This window comes from Nonomuraea typhae (assembly GCF_009760925.1).
Lineage (GTDB): Bacteria > Actinomycetota > Actinomycetes > Streptosporangiales > Streptosporangiaceae > Nonomuraea > Nonomuraea typhae.
The window spans coordinates 175,336-196,332 of sequence record NZ_VRLV01000020.1 but is presented as its reverse complement, the minus strand read 5'-3'; the positions used below and the strand labels follow the sequence as shown (position 1 = coordinate 196,332).

General features: G+C 71.7%; 19 protein-coding genes. 7 read left to right on the top strand and 12 right to left on the bottom strand.

All coding sequences use genetic code 11. The features are described 5' to 3' along the window. Positions 1-2: 2 nt before the first annotated feature. Positions 3-689, top strand: coding sequence for a glycoside hydrolase family 3 C-terminal domain-containing protein (locus FVE25_RS47960; RefSeq protein WP_157254218.1), 687 nt, complete (start codon positions 3-5; stop codon positions 687-689). Here FVE25_RS47960 and FVE25_RS47955 read toward each other — a convergent pair. After that, positions 679-1,353, bottom strand: a complete 675-nt coding sequence (locus FVE25_RS47955) for a class I SAM-dependent methyltransferase (protein WP_157254217.1) — start codon at positions 1,351-1,353, stop codon at positions 679-681. The genes FVE25_RS47960 and FVE25_RS47955 overlap by 11 nt on opposite strands. Before the next feature lie 81 nt (positions 1,354-1,434). Between FVE25_RS47955 and FVE25_RS47950 the strand changes: the two genes are divergently transcribed. Both FVE25_RS47950 and FVE25_RS47945 read left to right on the top strand, forming a co-directional pair. Then, a complete protein-coding gene (locus FVE25_RS47950; protein WP_157254216.1) occupies positions 1,435-1,854 on the top strand; it encodes a hypothetical protein in 420 nt (139 codons plus the stop codon). After that, positions 1,851-2,456 (top strand): TetR family transcriptional regulator, encoded by a 606-nt coding sequence (locus FVE25_RS47945; protein WP_157254215.1) that lies wholly within the window; start codon positions 1,851-1,853, stop codon positions 2,454-2,456. The genes FVE25_RS47950 and FVE25_RS47945 overlap by 4 nt, the downstream gene beginning before the upstream one ends. A gap of 90 nt (positions 2,457-2,546) precedes the next feature. Here the strand turns inward: FVE25_RS47945 and FVE25_RS47940 are convergent, their stop codons facing one another. After that, a complete protein-coding gene (locus FVE25_RS47940) occupies positions 2,547-3,557 on the bottom strand; it encodes a phosphotransferase family protein (RefSeq protein WP_246268633.1) in 1,011 nt (336 codons plus the stop codon). Between the two features lie 39 nt (positions 3,558-3,596). Next, positions 3,597-4,778, bottom strand: a complete 1,182-nt coding sequence (locus FVE25_RS47935; RefSeq protein WP_157254214.1) for an acyl-CoA dehydrogenase family protein — start codon at positions 4,776-4,778, stop codon at positions 3,597-3,599. A gap of 69 nt (positions 4,779-4,847) precedes the next feature. Here FVE25_RS47935 and FVE25_RS47930 point away from each other — a divergent pair, with 69 nt between their 5' ends. Continuing rightward, the gene (locus FVE25_RS47930; RefSeq protein ID WP_157254213.1) at positions 4,848-5,180 is read left to right on the top strand and encodes a DUF6285 domain-containing protein; all 333 of its coding nucleotides are present in this window, start codon (positions 4,848-4,850) and stop codon (positions 5,178-5,180) included. Positions 5,181-5,263: 83 nt separating this feature from the next. Here FVE25_RS47930 and mctP read toward each other — a convergent pair whose 3' ends face one another. The 4 genes from mctP to FVE25_RS47910 all read right to left on the bottom strand — a co-directional run bounded on the left by mctP (position 5,264) and on the right by FVE25_RS47910 (position 8,066). Then, complete coding sequence (gene mctP / locus FVE25_RS47925) at positions 5,264-6,874, bottom strand: monocarboxylate uptake permease MctP (protein ID WP_157254212.1); 1,611 nt, start codon at positions 6,872-6,874, stop codon at positions 5,264-5,266. After that, positions 6,871-7,071 carry a DUF3311 domain-containing protein gene (locus FVE25_RS47920; RefSeq protein ID WP_157254211.1) on the bottom strand — a complete coding sequence of 67 codons (201 nt, stop codon included), beginning with the start codon at positions 7,069-7,071 and terminating at the stop codon, positions 6,871-6,873. The genes mctP and FVE25_RS47920 overlap by 4 nt, the downstream gene beginning before the upstream one ends. Positions 7,072-7,297: 226 nt before the next feature. Continuing rightward, positions 7,298-7,426: a hypothetical protein gene (locus FVE25_RS56665; RefSeq protein ID WP_281367981.1), complete on the bottom strand. Its 129-nt coding sequence runs from the start codon at positions 7,424-7,426 to the stop codon at positions 7,298-7,300. A gap of 91 nt (positions 7,427-7,517) precedes the next feature. Then, positions 7,518-8,066, bottom strand: coding sequence for a VOC family protein (locus FVE25_RS47910; RefSeq protein WP_157254210.1), 549 nt, complete (start codon positions 8,064-8,066; stop codon positions 7,518-7,520). An 80-nt stretch (positions 8,067-8,146) separates the two neighbouring features. Here FVE25_RS47910 and FVE25_RS47905 point away from each other — a divergent pair, with 80 nt between their 5' ends. Continuing rightward, positions 8,147-9,043, top strand: coding sequence for an SDR family oxidoreductase (locus FVE25_RS47905; RefSeq protein WP_219825981.1), 897 nt, complete (start codon positions 8,147-8,149; stop codon positions 9,041-9,043). Here FVE25_RS47905 and FVE25_RS47900 read toward each other — a convergent pair. The 3 genes from FVE25_RS47900 to FVE25_RS47890 form a co-directional block, all read right to left on the bottom strand. After that, positions 9,034-10,092, bottom strand: a complete 1,059-nt coding sequence (locus FVE25_RS47900; RefSeq protein ID WP_157254208.1) for a helix-turn-helix transcriptional regulator — start codon at positions 10,090-10,092, stop codon at positions 9,034-9,036. The genes FVE25_RS47905 and FVE25_RS47900 overlap by 10 nt on opposite strands. A 43-nt stretch (positions 10,093-10,135) precedes the next feature. Further along, entirely contained in the window at positions 10,136-11,692 is a 1,557-nt protein-coding gene (locus FVE25_RS47895; protein WP_246268631.1) for a CocE/NonD family hydrolase, read from the bottom strand. A gap of 107 nt (positions 11,693-11,799) precedes the next feature. After that, positions 11,800-12,636 carry a DUF4394 domain-containing protein gene (locus FVE25_RS47890; protein ID WP_157254207.1) on the bottom strand — a complete coding sequence of 279 codons (837 nt, stop codon included), beginning with the start codon at positions 12,634-12,636 and terminating at the stop codon, positions 11,800-11,802. Between the two features lie 110 nt (positions 12,637-12,746). On the opposite strand from FVE25_RS47890, the gene FVE25_RS47885 reads away from it, so the two are divergent. Next, the gene (locus FVE25_RS47885; RefSeq protein ID WP_157254206.1) at positions 12,747-13,511 is read left to right on the top strand and encodes an SGNH/GDSL hydrolase family protein; all 765 of its coding nucleotides are present in this window, start codon (positions 12,747-12,749) and stop codon (positions 13,509-13,511) included. Here FVE25_RS47885 and FVE25_RS47880 read toward each other — a convergent pair. Together FVE25_RS47880 and FVE25_RS47875 are read right to left on the bottom strand one after the other, a co-directional pair. Beyond that, positions 13,508-17,005 (bottom strand): S8 family serine peptidase, encoded by a 3,498-nt coding sequence (locus tag FVE25_RS47880; RefSeq protein ID WP_157254205.1) that lies wholly within the window; start codon positions 17,003-17,005, stop codon positions 13,508-13,510. The genes FVE25_RS47885 and FVE25_RS47880 overlap by 4 nt on opposite strands. A gap of 89 nt (positions 17,006-17,094) precedes the next feature. Beyond that, complete coding sequence (locus FVE25_RS47875; protein WP_157254204.1) at positions 17,095-18,537, bottom strand: glycosyltransferase family 39 protein; 1,443 nt, start codon at positions 18,535-18,537, stop codon at positions 17,095-17,097. Positions 18,538-18,857: 320 nt separating this feature from the next. On the opposite strand from FVE25_RS47875, the gene FVE25_RS47870 reads away from it, so the two are divergent. Further along, positions 18,858-20,984 (top strand): anthranilate synthase component I, encoded by a 2,127-nt coding sequence (locus FVE25_RS47870; RefSeq protein ID WP_157254203.1) that lies wholly within the window; start codon positions 18,858-18,860, stop codon positions 20,982-20,984. Positions 20,985-20,997 lie beyond the last annotated feature (13 nt).

The following is a 20,997-nucleotide window of genomic DNA, read 5'->3' as shown; positions in this document are numbered from 1 at the left end:
GCATGTCGTGGCGTGGCGCGTCGCTTTTCGCCCTGGCATGCCAGTTCACGCTCGGCCTGTTCGACGACCCCTTCGTCGATCCCGGCCGGGCCGAGGAGATCGTCGGCAGGGCCGAGTTCACCGCCGCCGGGCTGGAGGTCCAGGCCGCCTCACTCACGCTGCTGAAGAACGGGCCGCTGCCGCTGGCCGAGGGCGCCCGGCTCTACGCCGAGGGGGTGGATCCCGCGGTCGCCGCCGGATACGCCAAGGTCGTGGCCACCCCCGGGGAGGCCGACGTGGCCGTGGTACGGCTGGCCGCGCCGTACGAGCCGCGGGCCGGAGGCTTCGAGGCGTTCTTCCACGCCGGCAGCCTCGCCTTCCCGCGCGAGGAGATCGAGCGGATCGGCGGGCTGCAGCGCACGGTGCCCACGGTCGTCCGCGTCTACCTGGAGCGGCCCGCGGTCTTCCCCGAGCTGGCCGGAGGGGCGGCGGCCGTCGTCGGCGACTTCGGCGCGAGCGACCGGGCCCTGCTCGACGTGCTGTTCGGCCGGTCGCGACCGGGCGGGCGGCTGCCGTTCGAGCTGCCGCGGTCGATGGCCGCGGTGGAGGCGAGCCGTTCGGACGTGCCCGGTGACACGGCCGATCCGCTCTACCCGTTCGGCCACGGCCTGTCGTACCGGTCCGCGACGGCCGGCCGTACTAGTCCTTGACGGCCAGCACCCAGGTCTGGTCGTCGGTCAGGTAGCGGCCGAAGCGGAGCCCGACGGCGGCGAGCTCGGCCGTCAGCTCCTCCTCCGACAGCCGCCGGGACCAGAACGACTGGGTCCAGACCCGCTCGCCCTGGGTGTAGCGCATGGTGGAGGCGATCACCCGGGGCGAGATCTGCTCCAGGGCGGCGATGGAGATGCTCAGGTCGCCGAAGGAGCGGCCCCGGCCGACCTCCCAGACGTCGTGCCTCTCGTCGGGGGTCCACTGCATGATCGCCGCGCCGCCGGGGCGCAGGTGGCGGGCGCAGGCGGCCATGAGTTCGCGCCGGTCGTGGTCGTCGGCGGTGTTGACGAGCTGCGAGGCGAGGAGCACGGCGTCGAACTCGCGCCCCAGGCGCAGATCCTGGGCCCGCGACCGGACTGTGGCGGGCCCGCGCACGTGCGCCAGCATCTCGGCGGACTCGTCCACCGCCACGACCTCGAAGCCCAGGTCGAGCAGCGCGTGGGTGAGCCGGCCGACACCGGAGCCGATCTCCAGGATGGAGCCGCCCGCGGGCACGACGCCGCTGACGATCTCGGGTTCGCCTTCCGGCGTCATGAGGAGGTAGAACTCGACGGGCGATCCATCGGGGGTGATCGAACCCGGACCAGTGCCACTGTTAGTCATGAATCCACGCTAATCCCTGCACTTCACGCCGTCTGTCTCAAGATCGAGACATAGCTGGGATTCCAAGGGACCATGAAGGGCGTGGGACGTCATGTGGCCGGCGCCGTGGTGGGCCTGTTCGCGCTGCCCGCCGTCTACTACCTGACCGAGGCGGGCGCCCGCGCCCTGCGCGCCGGATACACCGGCTTCGTCCCGAGCCCGGCCGGTTTCGGCTACCTGGGCGCCGTCGCCGCGCTGGCCGGGCTGCTGACCGGCTGGCAGCGGCTGTCCCCGCTGGCCGCGCTGATGTGCGGACTGCCGCTGGTCCTGCTCGGCGCGCTGTTCGCCACCGAGCTGGAGCTGGCGCTGCGGCTGGCCGCCGGGCTGCCCCGCTGGGGCGCGCTGCGCGGGGAGGCGCCCGGCACGCTGGCCGGCGTCACCGGCCTCTACACGCTCGTCGGCGGCCTTCTCGTCGCATCGGCTCTGTTCAGGACCCGGAGCAGATCTATCCTTGCCAGGTGAGGGGACGGAGCCCGGACCGGCGCAAGGCGCTGCTCGACGCGGCGGATCGGGTCATCGCGCGCGACGGGCAGGAGGCGTCGATGGCCGCCATCGCCGCGGAGGCGGGCATCACCAAACCCATCCTCTACCGCCACTTCGGCGACAAGAGCGGGCTCTACCAGGCGCTGGCCGACCGGCACGTGCGCACGGTCATCGCCCAGCTCCGGCCGCGCTTCACCCAGGGCGGCGACCTGCGCGAGCGCGCCCGCGCCGCCATCGTCACCTACCTCGACCTGGTCGGCGCCAACCTCAACCTCTACCGTTTCCTGTTCCACCGGGCCGGCGCCGAGGACAGCAGGATCCGCACCCACATGACCACCCTGGTCCGAGACCTCGGCGAGGAACTCGCCCGCATCCTGGTCGCCGAAGGCGTCACCCCCGACCCGGTGCGCGCCCAGGTGCTCGGCCACGCCTTCATCGGCATGGTCCAGACGACCGGCGACTGGTGGCTGGAAAACCCCGGCGTGGACCGCGAGGAGGTCGTCGAGGGCCTGGCCGACGTGATCGTGGCCGCCCTCGGCCGCCGAACCCCGGCAGCCGCCCATGGGCCCGTGCGCACCTGAGTGCCCAGGCGGACGACCCCGGCGTCAGGCTCCCAGCAGCGCGCGGACGCGGTCGCCCGCGCCGGGGCCGTGGGGCCCGGCAAAGGGTGGTCAGCCGGCGCCGAGCAGCTCCAGGAGGTCCCACTCGGTCTCGCAGACCCGCCGCCCGATGGCCGCCAGTTCGACCGACCGCGCGCCGCCCGTCAGGTGCCGCATCGTCTGCATGACGCAGATGACCCCCCACTTCAGCACCCCGAACGCCTCCCACCACCGAAGCGCCGCCCGGTCCACGCGGACGCCTGAAGCCTCCTCGTACGCGCCGACCAGATCGTCGTACTCCCCGAACCCGCCCACCGGCGCCTTCTCCCCGAACCGCCACGCCTTCGCGCACAACCACCCGAGATCCTCGATCGGGTCGCCGGCATGGGCCAGCTCCCAGTCCAGCACCGCCCGGAGACCCTCCGGGCCGACGATCAGGTTCCCGTTGCGGAAGTCGCCGTGCACCACCGTGCGCCGCCTCGCCTCCGGCCGGGTGCGCTCCAGGCGGCGAATGGCCAGCTCGAACACCGGATGCGGCTGCCCGGTCAGATCCAGCACGTCCCGCCACTGCCGCAGCGGGTCACCGGGCTCCTGCGCGGCCACCGCCCCGACCGGCATCCGATGCACCGCCGCCAGCACCCGCCCGCACTGCGCCGCCAGCAGGGGCCGCGCCTGCCGGTAGGCGTCGTCCCGCAGGATCTTGCGCGGGATCGTCTCGCCGTCCACGCGGGCCATCAGGATGTACGGCACGCCGCCGTCGCGCCCGGGCAGGCCGTCGTCGCCACCGGATTCCCCGGCGGCGACGATCTCCGGTACCGGGACGCCCGCCCCCGCCGCCGCCCGCATCAGCGCAGCCTCAGCGGCCAGACCGCCGCCGCCCGCCGCCAACGCGGCCCCCGGCGAGTCGAGCCGCAGGATCAGCCCCCTCCCGCCCGCGGGTGCGGTGACGTCGAGCGACCACGTCTCCCGCGAGGCGCCGCCGGGCAGGCGCACACAGGAACGCACGGTCACGTCCGCGCCCAGCGCCTCCCGCACGATGGCCTCGGCCCGGTCCCGGCCGTCCGCCCGTGCTCTCCCGCCCACCGGCGTCCTCCCCTCCGCCCGCCTGCCCTGGCCGCACGCTCATCGCAGCCCGAACTCCCAGGTGCCGCCCGCCTTGTAGGCGCCGAGCACCCGCCGGCCCACCGAGTCGACGTGCACCTCGTCCGGCCCGTCGTAGACACGTCCCGCCCTGGCGTGCCGGTACATCCGGTCGAGCGGGGTGTCGGGGGTCAGCCCGGCGGCGCCGTACACCTGGATGGCCCGGTCGATCACGTTGTGCAGCATGCGCGCCCCCACCACCTTGACGGCCCCGATCTCCACCCGGGCGTCGGACCCGGCGTCCACCGCCTGGGCGGCGTGCAGGGTGAGCAGGCGGGCGGACTGGATGTCGGTGTAGGAGTCGAAGACGTGCGCCCGCATGAGCTGCTTCTGGGCGAGGGGCGTGCCGAAGGCGGTGCGTTCGTGCAGGCGGCGGCACATGAGGTCGAAGGCGCGCTGGGCCTGGCCGAGCCAGCGCATGCAGTGGAAGATGCGGCCGGGCCCGAGGCGTTTCTGGGCGATGACGAAGCCGTGGCCGCGCGGGCCCAGGAGGTTGGCGGCGGGGACGCGGACGTTGTCGTAGCGGACCTCGCAGTGGGCGCCGGACAGGCCGAGCACCGGGGTCTCGCGCACGATCGTGTAGCCGGGCGTGCCGGTCGGCACGAGGATCATGGAGAAGGCGAGGTGGGGCGGGGCGTCCTCCTCGGTGCGGCACATGACCGTGGTGTAGGCGGCGCGGGAGGCGCCGGTGGTGAACCATTTGTGGCCGTTGATGAGCCATTCGTCCCCGTCGAGGATGGCCGTGGTGCGGATCTGGGTGGGGTCGCTGCCGGCGATCTCCGGTTCGGTCATCGCGAAGCTGGGCCAGATGTCGCCGCGCACCAGCGGCTCCAGGTAGCGCTCGCGCTGGCCGGGGGAGGCGTGCTCGTGCAGCATGAGCGAGTCCTGGAGGGTGAACGTGCCGAGCGCGAGCTGGCCGTACTCGCTGCGGCCCTGAACCTCGTTGACGTACACGTAGTCGAGGAACGGCAGGCCGCCACCGCCCAGCTCCCGCGGATGGCCCAGCGCCCACAGGCCCTCCTTCCTGGCCTGCTCCTGCAGTTCGCGCAGGACCGCGGCGTCCCCGGCGTGCAGCGCGGGCTCGGCGGGCTCCACCCGCTCGGTCATGAACGCGTGGACGGCGTCGCGGACCGGCCGGACACTGTCGGGTACGGCGAAGCTCATGAAAGGATCACAGCCGATAATCGTTGCCCGGTCAACGGATAAGCGATCGCTGACTCAGGAGGTCACCGGATGGCCGCCCCGCACGACGTACCCGACGCCGCCGCGCTGGTCGCGGCGGTCAGAGACTTCCTGGAGACCGACGTGCTGCCCGCCGTGGAGGGTCGGGTGCGCTTTCACACGCGGGTGGCGATCAACGTCCTGGGCATGGTGGAGCGCGAGATCGAGCTCGGCCCCGCCCAGGCCGCCGCCCATGCGGTACGGCTGGCCGGGCTCGGCGTGGGCGACGACGCGGAACTGGCCGCCCGGATCCGTGCGGGGCGTGACGACGACCCGGCGCTGCTCGCCGCGCTCACCGCGGCGGTCCGGGCCAAGCTGGAGGTCGCCAACCCGGGCTACCTCTGAGCGGCCCCCGGGGCGGGGCCGCCCGCCGTACACCCGGAAGGCCCGCGCCCGCGGCGGCGGGAGCGGGCCTTCGGACGTGCGCTCTAGTGGGAGGCGGACAGGTCCAGGTCCTTGACGCGGGGGTCGCCCTCGTCGGCGAAGTACTCCTCGCGCTTGGTGGCGTCCACGCCGTCGGCCACCTTGGCGGCCCGCAGGCCGACGGTGACCAGCGCGGCCACGATCAGGTTGACGGCCAGCGCGAGGATGCCGGCGTACAGCGTCGTCTTGGTGTCGAGGCCGAGGTTGCTCAGCGAGAACGCCGAGCCGCCGAAGTGCAGCTTGCCGGTCGCCGGGTTGGGGATGGTGTAGAGCATCCACATGCCGGCGGCCATGCCCAGCGCCCAACCGGCGATCAGGCCGCCCTTGTGGAACCACCGGGTGTACAGGCCCAGCGCCACCGACGGCAGCGTCTGCAGGATGATCACGCCGCCGATGAGCTGCAGGTCGATGGAGAACTGCGGGTCGAGCAGCAGGATGCACAGCACCGCGCCCACCTTGACCACGAGCGAGACGAGCTTGGAGACCGTGGCCTCCTGCTTGTCGGTGGCGTGCTTGTTGACGTACTCGCGGTAGATGTTGCGGGTGAACAGGTTCGCCGCCGCGATGGACATGATGGCGGCGGGCACGAGCGCGCCGATGGCGATCGCGGCGTAGGCCACGCCGGCGAACCAGTCGGGGAACATGTTGTCGAACAGCACCGGGACCACGGTGTTGCCGATCGGCTTGCCGTTCTCGCCGATGACCGGCTTGGTTTCGGCGGCGATCGCCATGAAGCCCAGCAGGGCGATGAGGCCGAGCAGGAAGCTGTAGGCGGGCAGGGCGGACATGTTGCGCTTGATGACGCTGCGGTTCTTGGCGGCCAGCACGCCGGTGAGGCTGTGCGGGTAGAGGAAGAGCGCCAGCGCCGAGCCGAAGGCCAGCGTGATGTACTGCAACTGGTTGCCCGCGTTCAGCAGGATGCCGTCGCCCGGTGCGGGCGACTTGTCGAACTTGGCCTGGGCGGCGTCGAAGATGTTGCCCCAGCCGCCGAGCTTGAACGGGATGTAGATGACCGCGGCCAGGATCACGATGTAGATGAGCGTGTCCTTGACGAAGGCGATCAGCGCCGGGGCGCGCAGGCCCGACTGGTAGGTGTAGGCGGCCAGGATGGCGAAGGCCACGATGATCGGCCAGTGGCCGGTGACGCCCATGGACTGCAGCACGGCCTCGATGCCGACGAGCTGCAGCGCGATGTAGGGCATGGTGGCGACCAGGCCGGTGACGGCCACGACCAGCGCCAGCGTGGGCGAGCCGAAGCGGGCGCGCACGAAGTCGGCCGGCGTGACGAAGCCGTGCACGTGCGAGACCGACCAGAGCCGGGTCAGCACCAGGAAGACCAGCGGGTAGATCACGATCGTGTACGGCACGGCGTAGAAGCCCAGCGCCCCGGCGCCGAAGACGAGGGCGGGCACCGCCACGAAGGTGTAGGCCGTGTAGAGGTCGCCGCCGACGAGGAACCAGGTGATCCAGGTGCCGAAGTTGCGGCCGCCGAGGCCCCACTCGTCGAGGCTCTCGATGTCCTTGGGTTTGCGCCATCGGGCGGCCACGAATCCCATGCCGCTGACCAGGGCGAACAGTGCGATGAAGACGATCAGCTCGGTGGTGTGGCCGCTCATTTGGTCATCCTGTACACGATCGTGGTGCAGGCGACGCCGATCAGGATGAAGGCGAGCTGCAGCCAGTAGAACAGCGGGAAGCCGAGCATGCGCGGCTCGTCGGCGTTGAACAAAAACGTGCACAGCGGCAGCACGATGGGCACGATCAGCAGCCAGTTCCACGGGCTCTTATCGGTGCGCGGCGGCGGTTCGGCCATGACCCCTCCGGTATGACAGTCATTCGCGATCGAGGGGACCCTAGCGTCACAACGGATTCATGCCCAACGACTGAGACATCACGTTTTGGCCTATTTCCTAACCAAAAGGGGTATTTGTCCCGAAATATGAGACGTGCAGGCCGGAGCGTCGTCAGGTGACAGTAGTGACGCGCAGGGGAGATCGCCGGAGTGGATCGGTGAGCGGTCGGCTCTCCGCGGCGAACGGTCAGGCCAGTTCGTCGGCGATGTCGCGGGTTCCGTACCCCTCGGGCGCGGGGACCTCCACGATCGGGTCCTCCCGGTCGTCGAACTCCACCCGCAGCGCCCTGGCCATCGTGGCGTGCATCTCGTACATGCAGGTGATGACGGTGCGAGCAGGCGGTCGTAGGAGAACGCGGTCAGCGGGTCGCCGACCTCCTCACGGGGGACCCGGCGCAGCCGCGGCATCAGGCGTTCCGGTCGGCCGCGGTCTTCGGCTCGTGGTGCACGTCGTCCTCCCGGCCCAGCTCGCGCAGCCAGCAGGCGAACTCGATGAGGATCCCGTCGGGGTCCTTGAAGTAGATGGAGCGCACGAAGACGCCGTCGTGCGGCTTCGGCGCCACGCCGAACTCGCTGTCGTCGTGGTTGAGCAGCACGCCCACGTCCACGCCCTTGGCGATGAGCCGCTCGCGATACTCCTCGATCCTGTCCGGTGGCACGTCGAAGGCGATGTGGTTCATCGAGCCGACCGCCGACAGCAGCTCGCCGCGGTCCGGCAGGCCCTTGGGCGCGCTCACCCCGGGCACCGCGTCGGGCGCGTCCGGGAACCAGAAGAAGGCCAGCGCGTTGCCGCCGCCGGCGTCGAAGAAGAAGTGCTGGCCCCAGCCCATGGGCAGCTCGATCGTCTTGATCAGCGGCATGCCGAGGACGCCCGAATAGAAGTCGACGGTCTGCTTCATGTCGGAGCAGACCAGGGCCAGGTGGTTGACTCCGCGGAGTTCGAACTCGGTGTTCATGGTAACTCCTTGCTTATCACGCAAGATTCTTCCGGAAAACTTGACAAGGGATGTCCTCTTTTCGCTTCACAGTGGAGGACATGAACATCGCACTGGTGGCAGGGTCCACCCGAGGGACGGGTCGGGGCATCGCGGTCGAGCTCGGGAGGGCCGGATACACGGTGTACTGCACCGGCCGATCCACCCGCGCGGCACGCTCGGAGATGAACCGGCCGGAGACGATCGAGGAAACCGCCGACCTGGTCACCGCCGCCGGCGGCACGGGCATCCCGGTCCAGGTGGACCACCTCGACGAGGAACAGGTCAAGGCCCTGGTCGAGCGGATCGAGCGTGAGCAGGGGCAGCTCGACGTGCTGGTCAACGACGTGTGGGGCGGTGACAGGCTGACCCAGTGGAACGTCCCGGTCTGGGAGCACGACCTCGGCAAGGGGCTGCGCCTGCTGCGGCTGGCCGTCGACACCCACATCATCACCAGCCACTACGCGCTGCCGCTGCTGTCGAAGAAGCCCGGCGGGCTGGTCGTCGAGGTCACCGACGGGACCAAGAGGTACAACGACGACCACTACCGGCTCTCGCTCTTCTACGACCAGGCCAAGACCTCCGTCACCCGCCTGGCCTACGCGCTCTCCCACGACCTGCGCGAGTACGGCTGCGCCGCCGTGGCGCTGTCCCCCGGGTTCCTGCGCTCGGAGGCGATGCTGGAGAACTTCGGCGTCACCGAGGAGACCTGGCGCGACTGGATCCCCAACAACCCCACCTGGGCCGTCTCCGAGACGCCCGCCTTCGCCGGGCGCGCCGTGGTCGCGCTGGCCCAGGACCCGGACAAGATGCGCTGGAGCGGGCAGTCCCTGGACAGCGGCAGCCTGGCCCGGGTCTACGGCTTCACCGACCTCGACGGCAGCCGGCCGGACGTGTGGCGCTACATCGACGAGGTCGAGGAAGGCGGCAAGCAGGCGGACGCGGCCGACTACCGCTGAGCCGAAGCGGCCCGGAGCCGGCCGTCGCCGGCCTGGCCGTGGTCAGCCTGGCGATGGTCGGCCCGGCCGTGGTCGGCCTGGCCGTGGTCGAGCCGGCCGTCGTGGGCGCGGTGCTCGTACAGGGCGGCCATCCGGGCCGCCGCCGCGCCCACCATCGCGCGCAGCTCCGGCGGCGCCAGCACCTCGGCCTCCGCCCCGAAGCGCAGCACCTGCGTGAACGCCACCTGCACCGACTCCACCGCCAGCTCGATCGTGCCGTCCTCGCGCACCGACCGCAGCGCGTCCTCGAGGGCGGCCGGATCGGCGATGTAACGGAGCATCCGCACCCCCGCCGGCGTGAGCCGCAGGGTGACCGTGTCCCGCAGCAGCGACCGGGCGAAGCGCGCCGACTGCCGCTGCCAGTACACCGCGAGGTCGAAGTCCGGGTCCCGCTCGAAGCTCTCCTCCCGCGAGGTGACCTCCTCGACCCGATCCACCCGATAAGTCAGGAAATTTCCGGCCTGCGCGACCAGATACCAGACCCCGGCCTTCAGCACGAGCCCATACGGGGACACCACCCGCTGCCTGCCCCTGTAGACCAGGGAGACCGCCCGGTCACTCCACACCGCCCTGGCCAGCGGCGCCAGCGCGGCCGGCGGCGGGTCCTCGCCCGCGAACCACCCCGGAGCGTCCAGATGGAAGCGCTGCGCCGCGGTAGAAGGGGCGTCCCGCAGCCCGGGGGAGAGCGCCGCCGCCGCCTTCAGCCGGGCGGTCGCCGCCACGTCCTGCAGCCCCATCTCGCGCAGCGCACCCGGCACCCCGGACAGGAACAACGCCTCCGCCTCGGCCCGGTCCAGCCCGGTCAGCCGGGTGCGATACCCCTCCAGCAGCCGGTACCCGCCACCCCGCCCCCGGTCGGCGTAGACCGGGACCCCGGCCTCGGCCAGCGCCAGCACGTCACGGTGCACGGTGCGCTCGGAGACCTCCAGCTCCTGGGCCAGCTCGGCCGCGGTCATCCCGCCTCTGCCCTGGAGCAGCAGGATCACCGACATCAACCGCGAGGCGCGCACACCCCGACTCTAATCGCCCGGGTACGGCCCGGCGCCGCGGCGATCAGCCGACCGTGGGCAGCATCACCGCCGAAGGGTGCTCCGGGGTGTGGAAGACCTCGATGTCGGCCGGGATCATCGGCCCGCCGTCGGCCAGCGGCCGCCCGGTGCCCGGGTTGCGGGCGATGGTCGGATAGGCCCCGGCCGCCACGTGCACGCGGATGCTGTGGCCGCGGCGGAACCGATGGCCTATCGGCCACAGCTCCACCGGCACCCGCCGGATGTCGCCGGGCGAGGACAGGGTCCGCCGTACCCCCTCGCAGATGTTCCTGGAGACGCCCGAGGGGCTCACCTCGCAGACCCGCACCACCACGTCGGCGCACGGCGCGCTGGAGCGGACGAACAGCTCGGCCGAGACGGGGCCGATCATCTCGGTGTCGGCCGGCAGCGGCGGGGAGGTGTAGACGAGCACGTCGCGGCGGGCCTCCAGCCGGCGCTGGTCGCGGGGGCGGGAGTCGGCCAGGAGCACCGGGCCGCCGATCACCGGCGTGGGATGGGAGGGGTGGTAGCGGAACCGGTCGGGCGCGGAGGGCGAGGGATCCTCGGGGAAGAGGTTGAACCCGGCGTGCAGGTGCCAGCGGGACGGGCTCATCCCGGGCACCGGCCAGTCGGGGTAGTCACGCCACTCGTTCGCCCCGGTGATGAACAGGCGCACCGGGTCGGCGCGCAGGGCGGAGAAGTCGCCGAGCAGGTGGGCCCGGTACCAGGCCAGCGCCTCGGCCAGCGCGGGCCGGCTGTGCCGCGGGTCCACGTGGTACCACGGGCCGATGGTCAGGTACGGCCGGCGGCCCGCCCTGCGCATGGTCAGGTAGTCGTTGACCTGCCAGGGCAGGAAGACGTCGTACCAGCCGCCGAGCATGGTGACCGCGGCCTCGACGTCGGCCACGTCGGGGGAGAAGTCGCGCTTGGCCCAGTACGGCGCGGAGGGCTCGTCCCCGTGGTGGGTGAGCAGGTCCTGGTAGAAGGGCAGCTGGTGCCCGGCGGAGACCAGGTCGAACTCGGCCATCGGGCGGCCCGACAGCACCGCCCGGCGGGTCAGCCGGGGCGCGGTGAACAACGCGGTGCCGCCGAAGCGGCGGGTGAGGGTGTCGGTCAGCGTGGTCCAGCTGAGCGCCGACTCCAGGGCGAAGGCCCCGCCCACGTAGGCGGCGTCGCGGAACTGCGAGGCGGTGATCTGCGTGGCCATCGCGCGCAGGTCGGGGCCGGCGTAGGGGGCGACGGCCCACTGCGTGTAGCCCAGGTAGGAGGGGCCGAACGTGGCGAACCGCCCGCCGTACCAGGGTTGCTCGCGCATCCAGGCGATGGTGGCCAGGCCGTCGTCGTGCTCGTCGCCGAGCGGATCGCTCAGCCCGCCGGAGCCGAAGCCGCCCCGGCAGGACTGGATGAGCACGTGGAAGCCCTGGCGGGCGAAGCCGCGGCCGACCATCCAGCCGAAGGGGCCCCTCCGGCCGTATGGGGATCGGACGAGCACGGCAGGGGCGTCGACGGCGCCCTTGGGTGCGTAGTGGTCGGCCATGAGCTGGATGCCGTCGGGCATCGGGATGGCCAGGTCCCGTGTCACGCTAATCGGATGTCTCCCCCGCATATCTTCAACGGGTAACAGACGGGCGGGCGGGGGAGCAAGGGGGTTCGCGCCCGGGGTGGGGCCGGGCGGGGCGGAGCCGGGCCTCAGCCCTGGTTGAGCGGCAGGGCGATGTCGACGACCTGGCGGCGTGCCGGGAACGCGCCAACCCGGGCGGCCGCGCCGGTCAGCGGGTTGACGAGGAAGAAACGGGCGGCGCCGTCCGCCTGGAGCGCGGCGTAGGCGGTGTTGTCGCCGCGGCGGCCGGTGTAGATGTCGAAGCCGGCCGGGGCGGCGGCGTCCACGCCGAGCTTGCCGGTGGGGGCGAGGTTGCCGGCGTTGGCCGGTGACTGGATGACGACCTGGTCGCCCGCGGTGTCCACGTCGAACAACGTCGTGGCGGTGGCGGCGTCCAGGTCGTTGTTGGTGTAGGCGGCGGCGGTGACGCCCGTGGCGGTGGCGCCGGTCGGGCCGGTGAGCCTGCCGTCGGCCGCGGTCGTGCCGGGGGCCGGGGCGCCGGCCGGGTCGTCGAGGTTGTGGCGCAGGTTCTGGCCGGTGTCGCTGATGACGCGCAGCCGGTTGGCGGCCGGGTTGAAGTCGACGCCGAAGGAGGCGCCGTCGAGCGCGACGGTCAGCTGGGAGACCTTGGTGGCCTTGCCCTTGCCGGACAGGGTGTAGACGCCGCCCTTGTCGCCCACGGCGTACAGCTTGCCGTCCTGGACGCGGTGGTCGATGCCGATCACCGTGGCGTCGCCGTCCAGGCCGGTGATCTTGCCGAGGTCGGTCACGGTGCCGGGCCGGTCGGCGCGGAAGGCGACGAGGGTTCCGGAGTCGGTCAGGCCGACCACCCGCGGCGCGGCGGCGGAGGGCGCGGCCGCGAGAGCGGCCGGCGCCGAGCCCAGGAGGCCGCCCGCGCACAGCACGATCGCCACTGTCTTACGCATGAATGAAACTCCTTCGGGTCGGGACGTGTGCCTCCTCATTCGTTCCAGGGCCCCCGGCGGATGGACCTACGGTCGCGTAGGGCGGATGACACCCGGCAAACTATCCGGTCATGGGACGAATTACCTCGTATGTCGCCCTAGGGGACAGCTTTACCGAAGGACTCGAAGACCCGGCCGACGACGGCTTCCGCGGCTGGGCCGACCGGCTCGCTGAGCACATCGAAGCCCACGAGCCGGGACTGCGTTACGCCAACCTCGCCGTGCGCGGCCGCCTGATCGACGAGATCGTCGGCGAGCAGGTGCCGGAGGCCGTCGCGATGGGCGCCGACGTGGTCTCGCTGTGCGCGGGCGGCAACGACATCCTGCGGCCCGGCAGCGGCCCGGCGATCGTGGCCAGGCGGCTGGAGGAAGGAGTACGGGCCCTCACGGAAGCGGGCGCCACGGTGATGCTGTTCACCGGCTTCGACCTGCGGCAGGTCCCCGTCATGCGGCTGGCCCACAGCAAGATCGAGGTCTACAACCTCCACATCCACGACATCGCGCGGCGCTACGGCACCCTTCTGGTCGACATGTGGCCGATGGCGGTGCTGCGCGACCCGCGGGCGTGGAACTCCGACCGGCTGCACCTCAACAGCGACGGCCACCGCCGGGTGGCGCTGGCCGCCGCCGAGGTGCTCGGGGTGCCGGTCGCCGAGGACTGGCGCCGGCCCTACCCGCCGCGCAGCCCGGTCCTGTGGCGGCACGCGCGGCGCGACGACCTGCGCTGGGCCAGGGAGTTCCTCGGTCCCTGGATCAACCGGCGCCTGCACGGCCGCTCCTCGGGAGACGGCGTCAGCCCCAAGCGGCCGGGGCTGACGCCGGTCGAACCCGGCTAGTTCTTGTCGGGACGCTCCGAGACGCGGATGGCGTTGACGATCGGCTGGCCGTCGCGCCTGGCGAAGCGCACGTTCAGCTGGCCGTCGGTGACCTTCACGGTGTACGCGCGGTTCGCGGCCGTGTAGGTGCCCACCTCCAGGGCCAGGTCGAGCGCGGGGATGGCGAGCTGGCCCTCGGCGATCACGTCGAAGACCCGGTCACCCGGCCGCTTCGAGGTGATCTCGGCGAAGCCCAGCTCGACCGTGTACGTGCCGTTGGGCACGTTGTCGAAGCGGTACTCCAGCAGGTTCTCCCGGGCGGTGCGGAACAGCGCCTGCTCCGTGGTGCCCGCGATGGTCCTGCGGGTGTCGGCCGTGCGGTTCTGGTTGGCCACGTAGCCGTGGCCGCCCGCGGTGTGCCTGCGGTCGGCGCTCCACACGTCGCCCTGGGCGTCCACGACCTGCCGGGAGGCGCCGGCGTCGAGGGCCACCTGGAGCTTGGGCACCACCACGTTGACCACGACGTCCAGCACCGGCTGGCGGCCGCTGTTGGAGCGGATGGTCAGCTTGCCGCTGCGTACCGTGCCCGGCTGCACGCCCTGGCTGTTCACCGTCACCGTCACGGCCGCCTTCTGGCCCTTGGCCAGGTCGCCGCCGGTCGGCGCGGCGGTCAGCCACGGGCTGTCGCTGGTCACCGCGTACGTGGCCGGGGCGCCGAGGTTGGTCAGCTCGAAGGTGCGGCTGCGCGTCACCGCGGTGGGCATGACCACGGCCAGCTCGCCGACCGAGGCGCTGACCGCCCCGGTGATCAGCGAGGTGTCCACGCCCGTGAACACGCCCGGCCGGATCGTGACGTCCTGGGTGAACGTGCCGTAGTGCTCCTTGGCCACTTCCACCTTGTAGTCGCCGGCCAGCACCTGGCCGTAGAACGTGCCGTCGTCGCCGGTGGTGAACGCGGCCACGTCGCCCACCTTCACCGCCGCGCCCGCGATGGGCCTGCCGTCGTTGGCGTCGGTGACCGTGCCGGTGACCAGGCCGTGGCGGCTGGCGTTGACGCTGACCGCCTGCCCGGAGGCGACCACCGGCAGGTTGAAGGAGTACAGCAGCGCGTCGGTGCCCGCCGCGTTCTCCACGCCGATCGTGGCGCTGTTGCCCTGCTCGCGGGCGCCTTCGACGTCCTTGTAGCGGTAGGACACCGAGCCGTTCTCGCCCAGCAGCATCGCGACCGAGATCCGCAGCGCGGTGTCGTTGTAGAACGTCACGTTGCGCCACTCGATGACGAACGTCCGGTTGGGCGCGGTGCCGGTCACGCCCGTGTAGACGCCCGCGGCGTCATCGACGATGAGGTCGTCGAAGTAGGCGTAGACCGCGTTGTTCGGCGTGCCCGCGGTCGGCAGCGTGCCGTTCGCGCCCGTGGTGACGCTGGCCGCGGCGAAGGAGGCGTAGCCGTTGGTGGTGACCCACGCCTTCGTCTGGGCGGCGCCGTAGAACGGGAAGCGGAACGGCAGCGTCACCTGCTGGGCCTCGTCGTCGCCGGTCAGCGTGAGCTTCTCGGTGCCCGCGACGTACGGCTGGGCCGCGACGGCGCAGGTGTAGCCGAAGTTGTCGCCGCGCAGGGGCAGGTCGACGTCCTTGACGACGTCCCCTGCCACCGTCAGCGGCACCCGCGCCGAGGCGGTCGCGCAGCGCGAGCTCGGCGTGACGGTCAGCTCGTAGGTCCCGTGCGGGACCGAGAGCCGGTAGCGCCCGTCGGCGCCGGTGACGGCCTGGAGCGGCGTCCCGGCCACGGCGACCGTGGCGCCCGCCTCGGGCGCTCCGGCGACGGTGACGATGCCGGAGACCGTGCCGGAGGGCGCCCTGGTCATGGACAGGTCCGTCGTGGTGGTCTGGCCCGCCGCGACGGCCGCGGTGGCGGTGGCCGGGCCGTACCCGAACAGCGCGGCCGTCACCTGGTAGTCGCCGGGGAGCAGATGCGGCACGCTGTAGGTGCCGTCCGCGCCGGTGAACACGGTACGGCCGAGCGGCCCGGTCAGGCTGACCTCGGCCCCGGCGACCGGGGAGCCGGCGGCGGTGACCGCACCGCGCACCTCGCCGAGCCCGTCGCGGGGCGCGGCCTGGACGGCGGCGAAGGAGTCGAGGCGGCCCTCGCCCCAGACGTTGTTGTCGGCGGGCGTGCCGCCGCAACTGGTGTCGTTGACGTCGATCGCGGTGCTGTCGAGCAGCGGCCGGGTGGCGGCCACGTTGCCCTGCAGGCTCGGCGCCGCCGACCACAGCAGCGCGACCGTGGCGGCCACGTGCGGGCTGGCCATCGAGGTGCCGGTGAAGGCGGCGTAACCGCCGGGCACCGATGAGCGCACGTTCACGCCGGGCGCGGCGATGTTGGGCTTGATCTCGCCGTTGTCACCCGGGCCCTTGCTGGAGCGGTTGTAGAGGACGTTGTTGATGTCCAGGCCGCCGGCGCTGTAGCTGATGGCGTACCCGCCCGGGGAACTGGTGGTGTTGCAGGCGGGGCCGGAGTTGCCGTTGGAGAAGGCGGGGAAGATGCCGGCGTCGATCCACGACTGCACGATCCCCGTGTACCACGGGTCGTTGCCGGGGCCGCCCCAGGAGTTGTTGACGATGTCGGGCGCCAGGTCGGGACGCGCGTTGGCGCCGCTGAGGTCGGTCGGCGCGGCGATCCACTGCCCGGCTCTGGTCAGCGAGAGCTCCGAGCAGCTGTTGGTCTCGCAGCCCTTGGCGGCGATCCAGCGGGCCGCGGGAGCGACGCCGATGCCCCCGGCGCCGACCATCGTGCCCATCGTGTGGCTGCCGTGACCGTTGTTGTCGCACGGGGCGGCGCTCGGGCAGACGCCCGCCGGGTCGTACCAGTTGTAGTTGTGGTCGTAGGAGCCGTTCGGCGCCCGGCCACGGTACTGCGCGCTGAGGTCGGGGTGGGTGTAGTCGGCGCCGGTGTCGATGTTCGCGACGACGATGCCCTCGCCCCTGGTGCCCAGCTCGTCCCAGACCCGCGGGGCGTTCACCCGGTCGACGTTCCACTCGACGGCGGCCGTCCTGGCCTCCGGCCGGCCCGGCTCCGGCTTGGGCAGCGCGTAGGTGCGGACCGGGAGGATGCTCTCGACCTCTGGCAGGTCGGCGATCGCGGCGGCGAGTTTCTCGCTCGCGCCGGACACATGGATCGCGTTGACGATCCAGAATGGCGTGAATTCGACGTTCTGCGCGGTCAGGAGTTTGCGCACCGGCGCCTGGGAGGAAGTGGCCAGGGCGGTCTTGGCCTTGTAGGCCGCTGCGGATTTCGCGTCCTTCGTGGTGGCGCGGCGGGCCGCCGATAAATTGGCCTCGCCTTTCACCTTGACCCAGAAGGTGGCCTTGTCATCGGCCTTCAGGTCGGCCAGCACGGCCTGGTCGATCTTGTCGGGCTCGGGCGCGGCCTGGGCCACGCCCTGAGGGAGCAGGAGGCATAACGCCGCGGCGACCCCCGTGAGGGCCGCTCGCCAGCGCAGTGGGGTACGGGACACGCGCTCTCCTAGGCGATCTTGACAACCATGTGGAGAGCGTGATTCGACACGGTCGAGTTGGCAAGAGTCAATCTGGTAATTCGGGTTTTCTAGCTGTAATGCCGGAAGTTCACCCAGCCCACCCGCCAGGGAATCTTGAGCCCCCGGCACACGAAGATCGCATTGCCCTGGATCTCATTGTCCAGGCCGAGACCGTTGTCGATCTCACCCGCCTCCTGACAGCTGGTGAACTGCTCGCGCATCGCGCGCCTGATCACGTCCACGGTGATCGCCACCGTGCCGCTCTCGGGCGGCGGGCCGTACTCGAACAACTGGTTGTGCGGGCTGAACACGCGCGGCAGGCCCGCGCGGACCGCCGCGCCCGCGTTGCCGTAGTTGCCCATGAGCAGGATCACCCGCGCCTGCTCGTCCGGCGGCAGCGTCCGCACCACCGCGCGCACCTGCTCGGCGAAGCTCGGCCAGCCCAGCGACTCGCGGACCACCTGGTTGGCCTCCGGGATCACCGTCTGCGCCACCTCCGGCTGCGGCACGATCGGCAGCGCGATCAGCGTGTTGCCCGCCGCCACCACCGCCAGCGCCGCGACGCCCACGACGCGCCAGCGCGGCCGCCACGCCTCCAGGCTCACGCAGCCCGCCGCGAAGAACAGCACCAGCAGCCCGATGATGTAGTCGGGACGGCCGCCGCTGAGCACGGTCAGCAGCCCCGCCACTGGATAGGCCACCGCCAGCGCCCGCACCCGCCGGTCGCGCCACAGCCGCGCGAACCCGAACGCGGCGATCACCGTCGCCGCCGGCCCGAGCAGCAGCACCTGCATCGGCAGGAACAACGCGCGCATCTCCGCGCCCTTGTCCGCGCTCAGCGCCGCCGCCATCTTCAGCTGCGGCCAGCCGTTGGCCACCTGGTAGAGCAGGTTCGGCAGGGCCAGCAGCACCGCCAGCAGCGCCCCCGCCCACAACCACGGGCTGCGCAGCACCCGGCGCGGCCCCACGGCCAGCAGCCCGGCCGCCAGGCCGATCACCAGGATCACGATCAGATGCTTGTTGTAGGTGGCCACGCCGATCACCGCGCCCACGGCCAGCCACCAGCGCGGCTCGTCGCGCAGCAGCGCCTTGAGCACGAACAGGATGGCCGCCGTCCACAGCGGCAGGTCCACGCTGAGCGTCAGCAGCGAGTGGCCCACGATCATGACGAAGCCGCCGGTGGCCACGCCGAGGGCGCTCAGCACCTGCGCGAAGCGCCCGCCCCCCAGCTCGCGCACGATCAGCGCCACCACGACCAGCAACACCGCCACGGACAGGGCGGCGGGGATGCGGATCGCGGTGAGGGTGTCGCCGAACACCCCGATGGCCACCCTGGCCAGCATCGGGGTGAGAGGCGGCTGGTCCACGTAGCCCCAGGCGGGCCGCTCGGCCAGCATGCGGAAGTACAGCTCGTCACGGTGATAGTCGTAGGCGCCGCTCAAGGTCATCAGGATCACGGCGGTGGCCAGGGCGATCACTGTGACGGGCCGCCAGGCGAAGGTGCGGTCCATACTCGGTGAAGCTAGGGCCCTGACTCCGGCTTGTCACGACGGTCAGACCCCCTAAACAGCCGCCTAGGGGTGCGGGCGGACCGGCCGTAAGCAGCCCTTACGAACGCACCGGAAGCCGCAGGGGGCGTGTCATGGTCATGATCGGTAGCGGGCGTGTTAGCATCCGTGCATGCGAATCACCATGCAGGGCAACAAGCAGGGCACGTGGTGGCGCCGCTCCTAGGCGGCGCGAGTTTCGCATTCCTCAACGACGGCCGCCCCGGGAGGCGGCCATAGTTGTCTCCGCCGCCGGGGCTCATGGGTTAACAAGGGGCAAGGCAGTGGAGACGAGCGGATATACGACCGCCGGTGGGGTCCAGGTCGCGCGCGAGACGCGCGAGGTGCCCGAGGCGGCGCTGGAAGAGATCGTGAGCGCGCTCGGGGAGCGGCGCGGCGGCGCGTTCTCCTCGGGCATGGACTATCCGGGCCGCTACAGCCGATGGGCGTTCGGCTACGTGGACCCGTGCGTGGAACTGGTCGCCAGAGGGCGCCGCATCTCCGCCACCGCGCTCAACGAACGCGGCCGGATCGTGCTCCCCGTCGTGGCCTCCTGCCTGCTGGCGGCCGGCAAGCCCGTGAGCGAGCCCACCGCCGACCACGTCGAGGTTTACGTGGCCGAGAGCGACGAACTGCTGCCCGAGGAGATGCGCAGCCGCCGGCCCACCGTCTTCACCGCCATCCGCGAGGTCATCGCCGCGTTCAAGGGCGACGACCCGCACCTCGGCCTCTACGGCGCCTTCGGCTACGACCTGGCCTTCCAGTTCGAGCCCATCCGCCAGGAACTGACCCGCCCCGGCGACCAGCGCGACCTCGTCCTGCACCTGCCCGACCGGATCGTGGTCATCGACCGCCAGCGCGAGACCAGCGTCGAGCACCGCTACGAGTTCACCGTGGACGGCCGGAGCACCCGCGGCCTGGAGCGCACCGGCGCCAGCACGCCGCAGGTCACCCCCGCCGAGATCCCCGCAGACCCGGAGAAGGGCGCCTACGCCGAGGTCGTGGCCGCGGCCAAGGAGAAGTTCAAGCGCGGCGACCTGTTCGAGGTCGTGCCCGGCCAGGTCTTCCACTCCGTCTGCGCCGACCCGCCCGCCTTCTACCGCACCCTCCGCCAGTCCAACCCCGCCCCGTACGAGTTCATCATCAGCCTCGGCGAGGGCGAGCACCTCGTGGGCGCCTCACCCGAGATGTACGTGCGGGTCAGCGGCGACCGCGTGGAGACCTGCCCCATCTCCGGCACCATCGCCCGCGGCGCCAACCCCGTCGAGGACGCCGAGGCCATCCGCACCCTCCTGTCGTCGGTCAAGGAGGAGAGCGAGCTCACCATGTGCACCGACGTGGACCGCAACGACAAGTCGCGCATCTGCGTCCCCGGCACCGTCAAGGTCATCGGCCGCCGCCAGATCGAGCTGTACTCGAGGCTGATCCACACCGTCGACCACATCGAGGGCCGCCTGCGCCCCGAGTTCGACGCCCTCGACGCCTTCCTCACCCACATGTGGGCCGTCACCGTCACCGGCGCGCCCAAGACCTGGGCGATGCAGTTCATCGAGGACCACGAGGCCACCACCCGGCGCTGGTACGGCGGCGCCATCGGCTTCATCGGCTTCGACGGCACCATGAACACCGGCCTGACCCTGCGCACCGCCCAGATCAAGAACGGCGTCGCCACCGTCCGGGCCGGAGCCACGCTCCTGTTCGACTCCGACCCCGAGGCCGAGGAGCGGGAGACCGAGCTGAAGGCCAGCGCCCTGCTGGGCGCGCTCGCCGCGGTCAACAGGACCGAGGAGGCGCCGCCGCCGCAGGCGCCCGAGCAGCCCGGCCTGGGGATGAAGGTCCTGCTCGTCGACCACGAGGACTCCTTCGTCAACACGCTGGCCGACTACTTCCGCCAGCAGGGCGCCGAGGTCACCACCCTGCGCCACGGCTTCCCGCCCGCCATGCTCGACGACCTCGCCCCCGACCTGGTCGTCCTCTCGCCCGGCCCGGGCTGGCCGTCGGACTTCGGCATGTCCGCGCTCATCGACGAGCTCTACGCCAGGAACCTGCCGGTCTTCGGCGTCTGCCTGGGCCTGCAGGCCATGGTCGAGCACGCCGGAGGCAGCCTGGAACTGCTCGGCTACCCCGAGCACGGCAAGCGCGGCCAGGTCACCCGGCTCGGCGACAGCGCGCTGCTGGACGGCCTGCCCGGCAGCTTCACCGCCGCCCGCTACCACTCGCTGCACGCCAAGCGGCCCGGGGTCGTCTCCTTCACCCCGACCGCCCTGACCCCGGACGGCAACGTCATGGCCATCGAGGACGTGGCCAACCGGCGCTTCGCCGTCCAGTTCCACCCCGAGTCGATCCTCACCGTCGAGGGCGAGGCAGGGGCGAAGGTCATCGCCAACGTGCTCCGCCTGACCCGGCGCTGAACCCGCCCGGCTG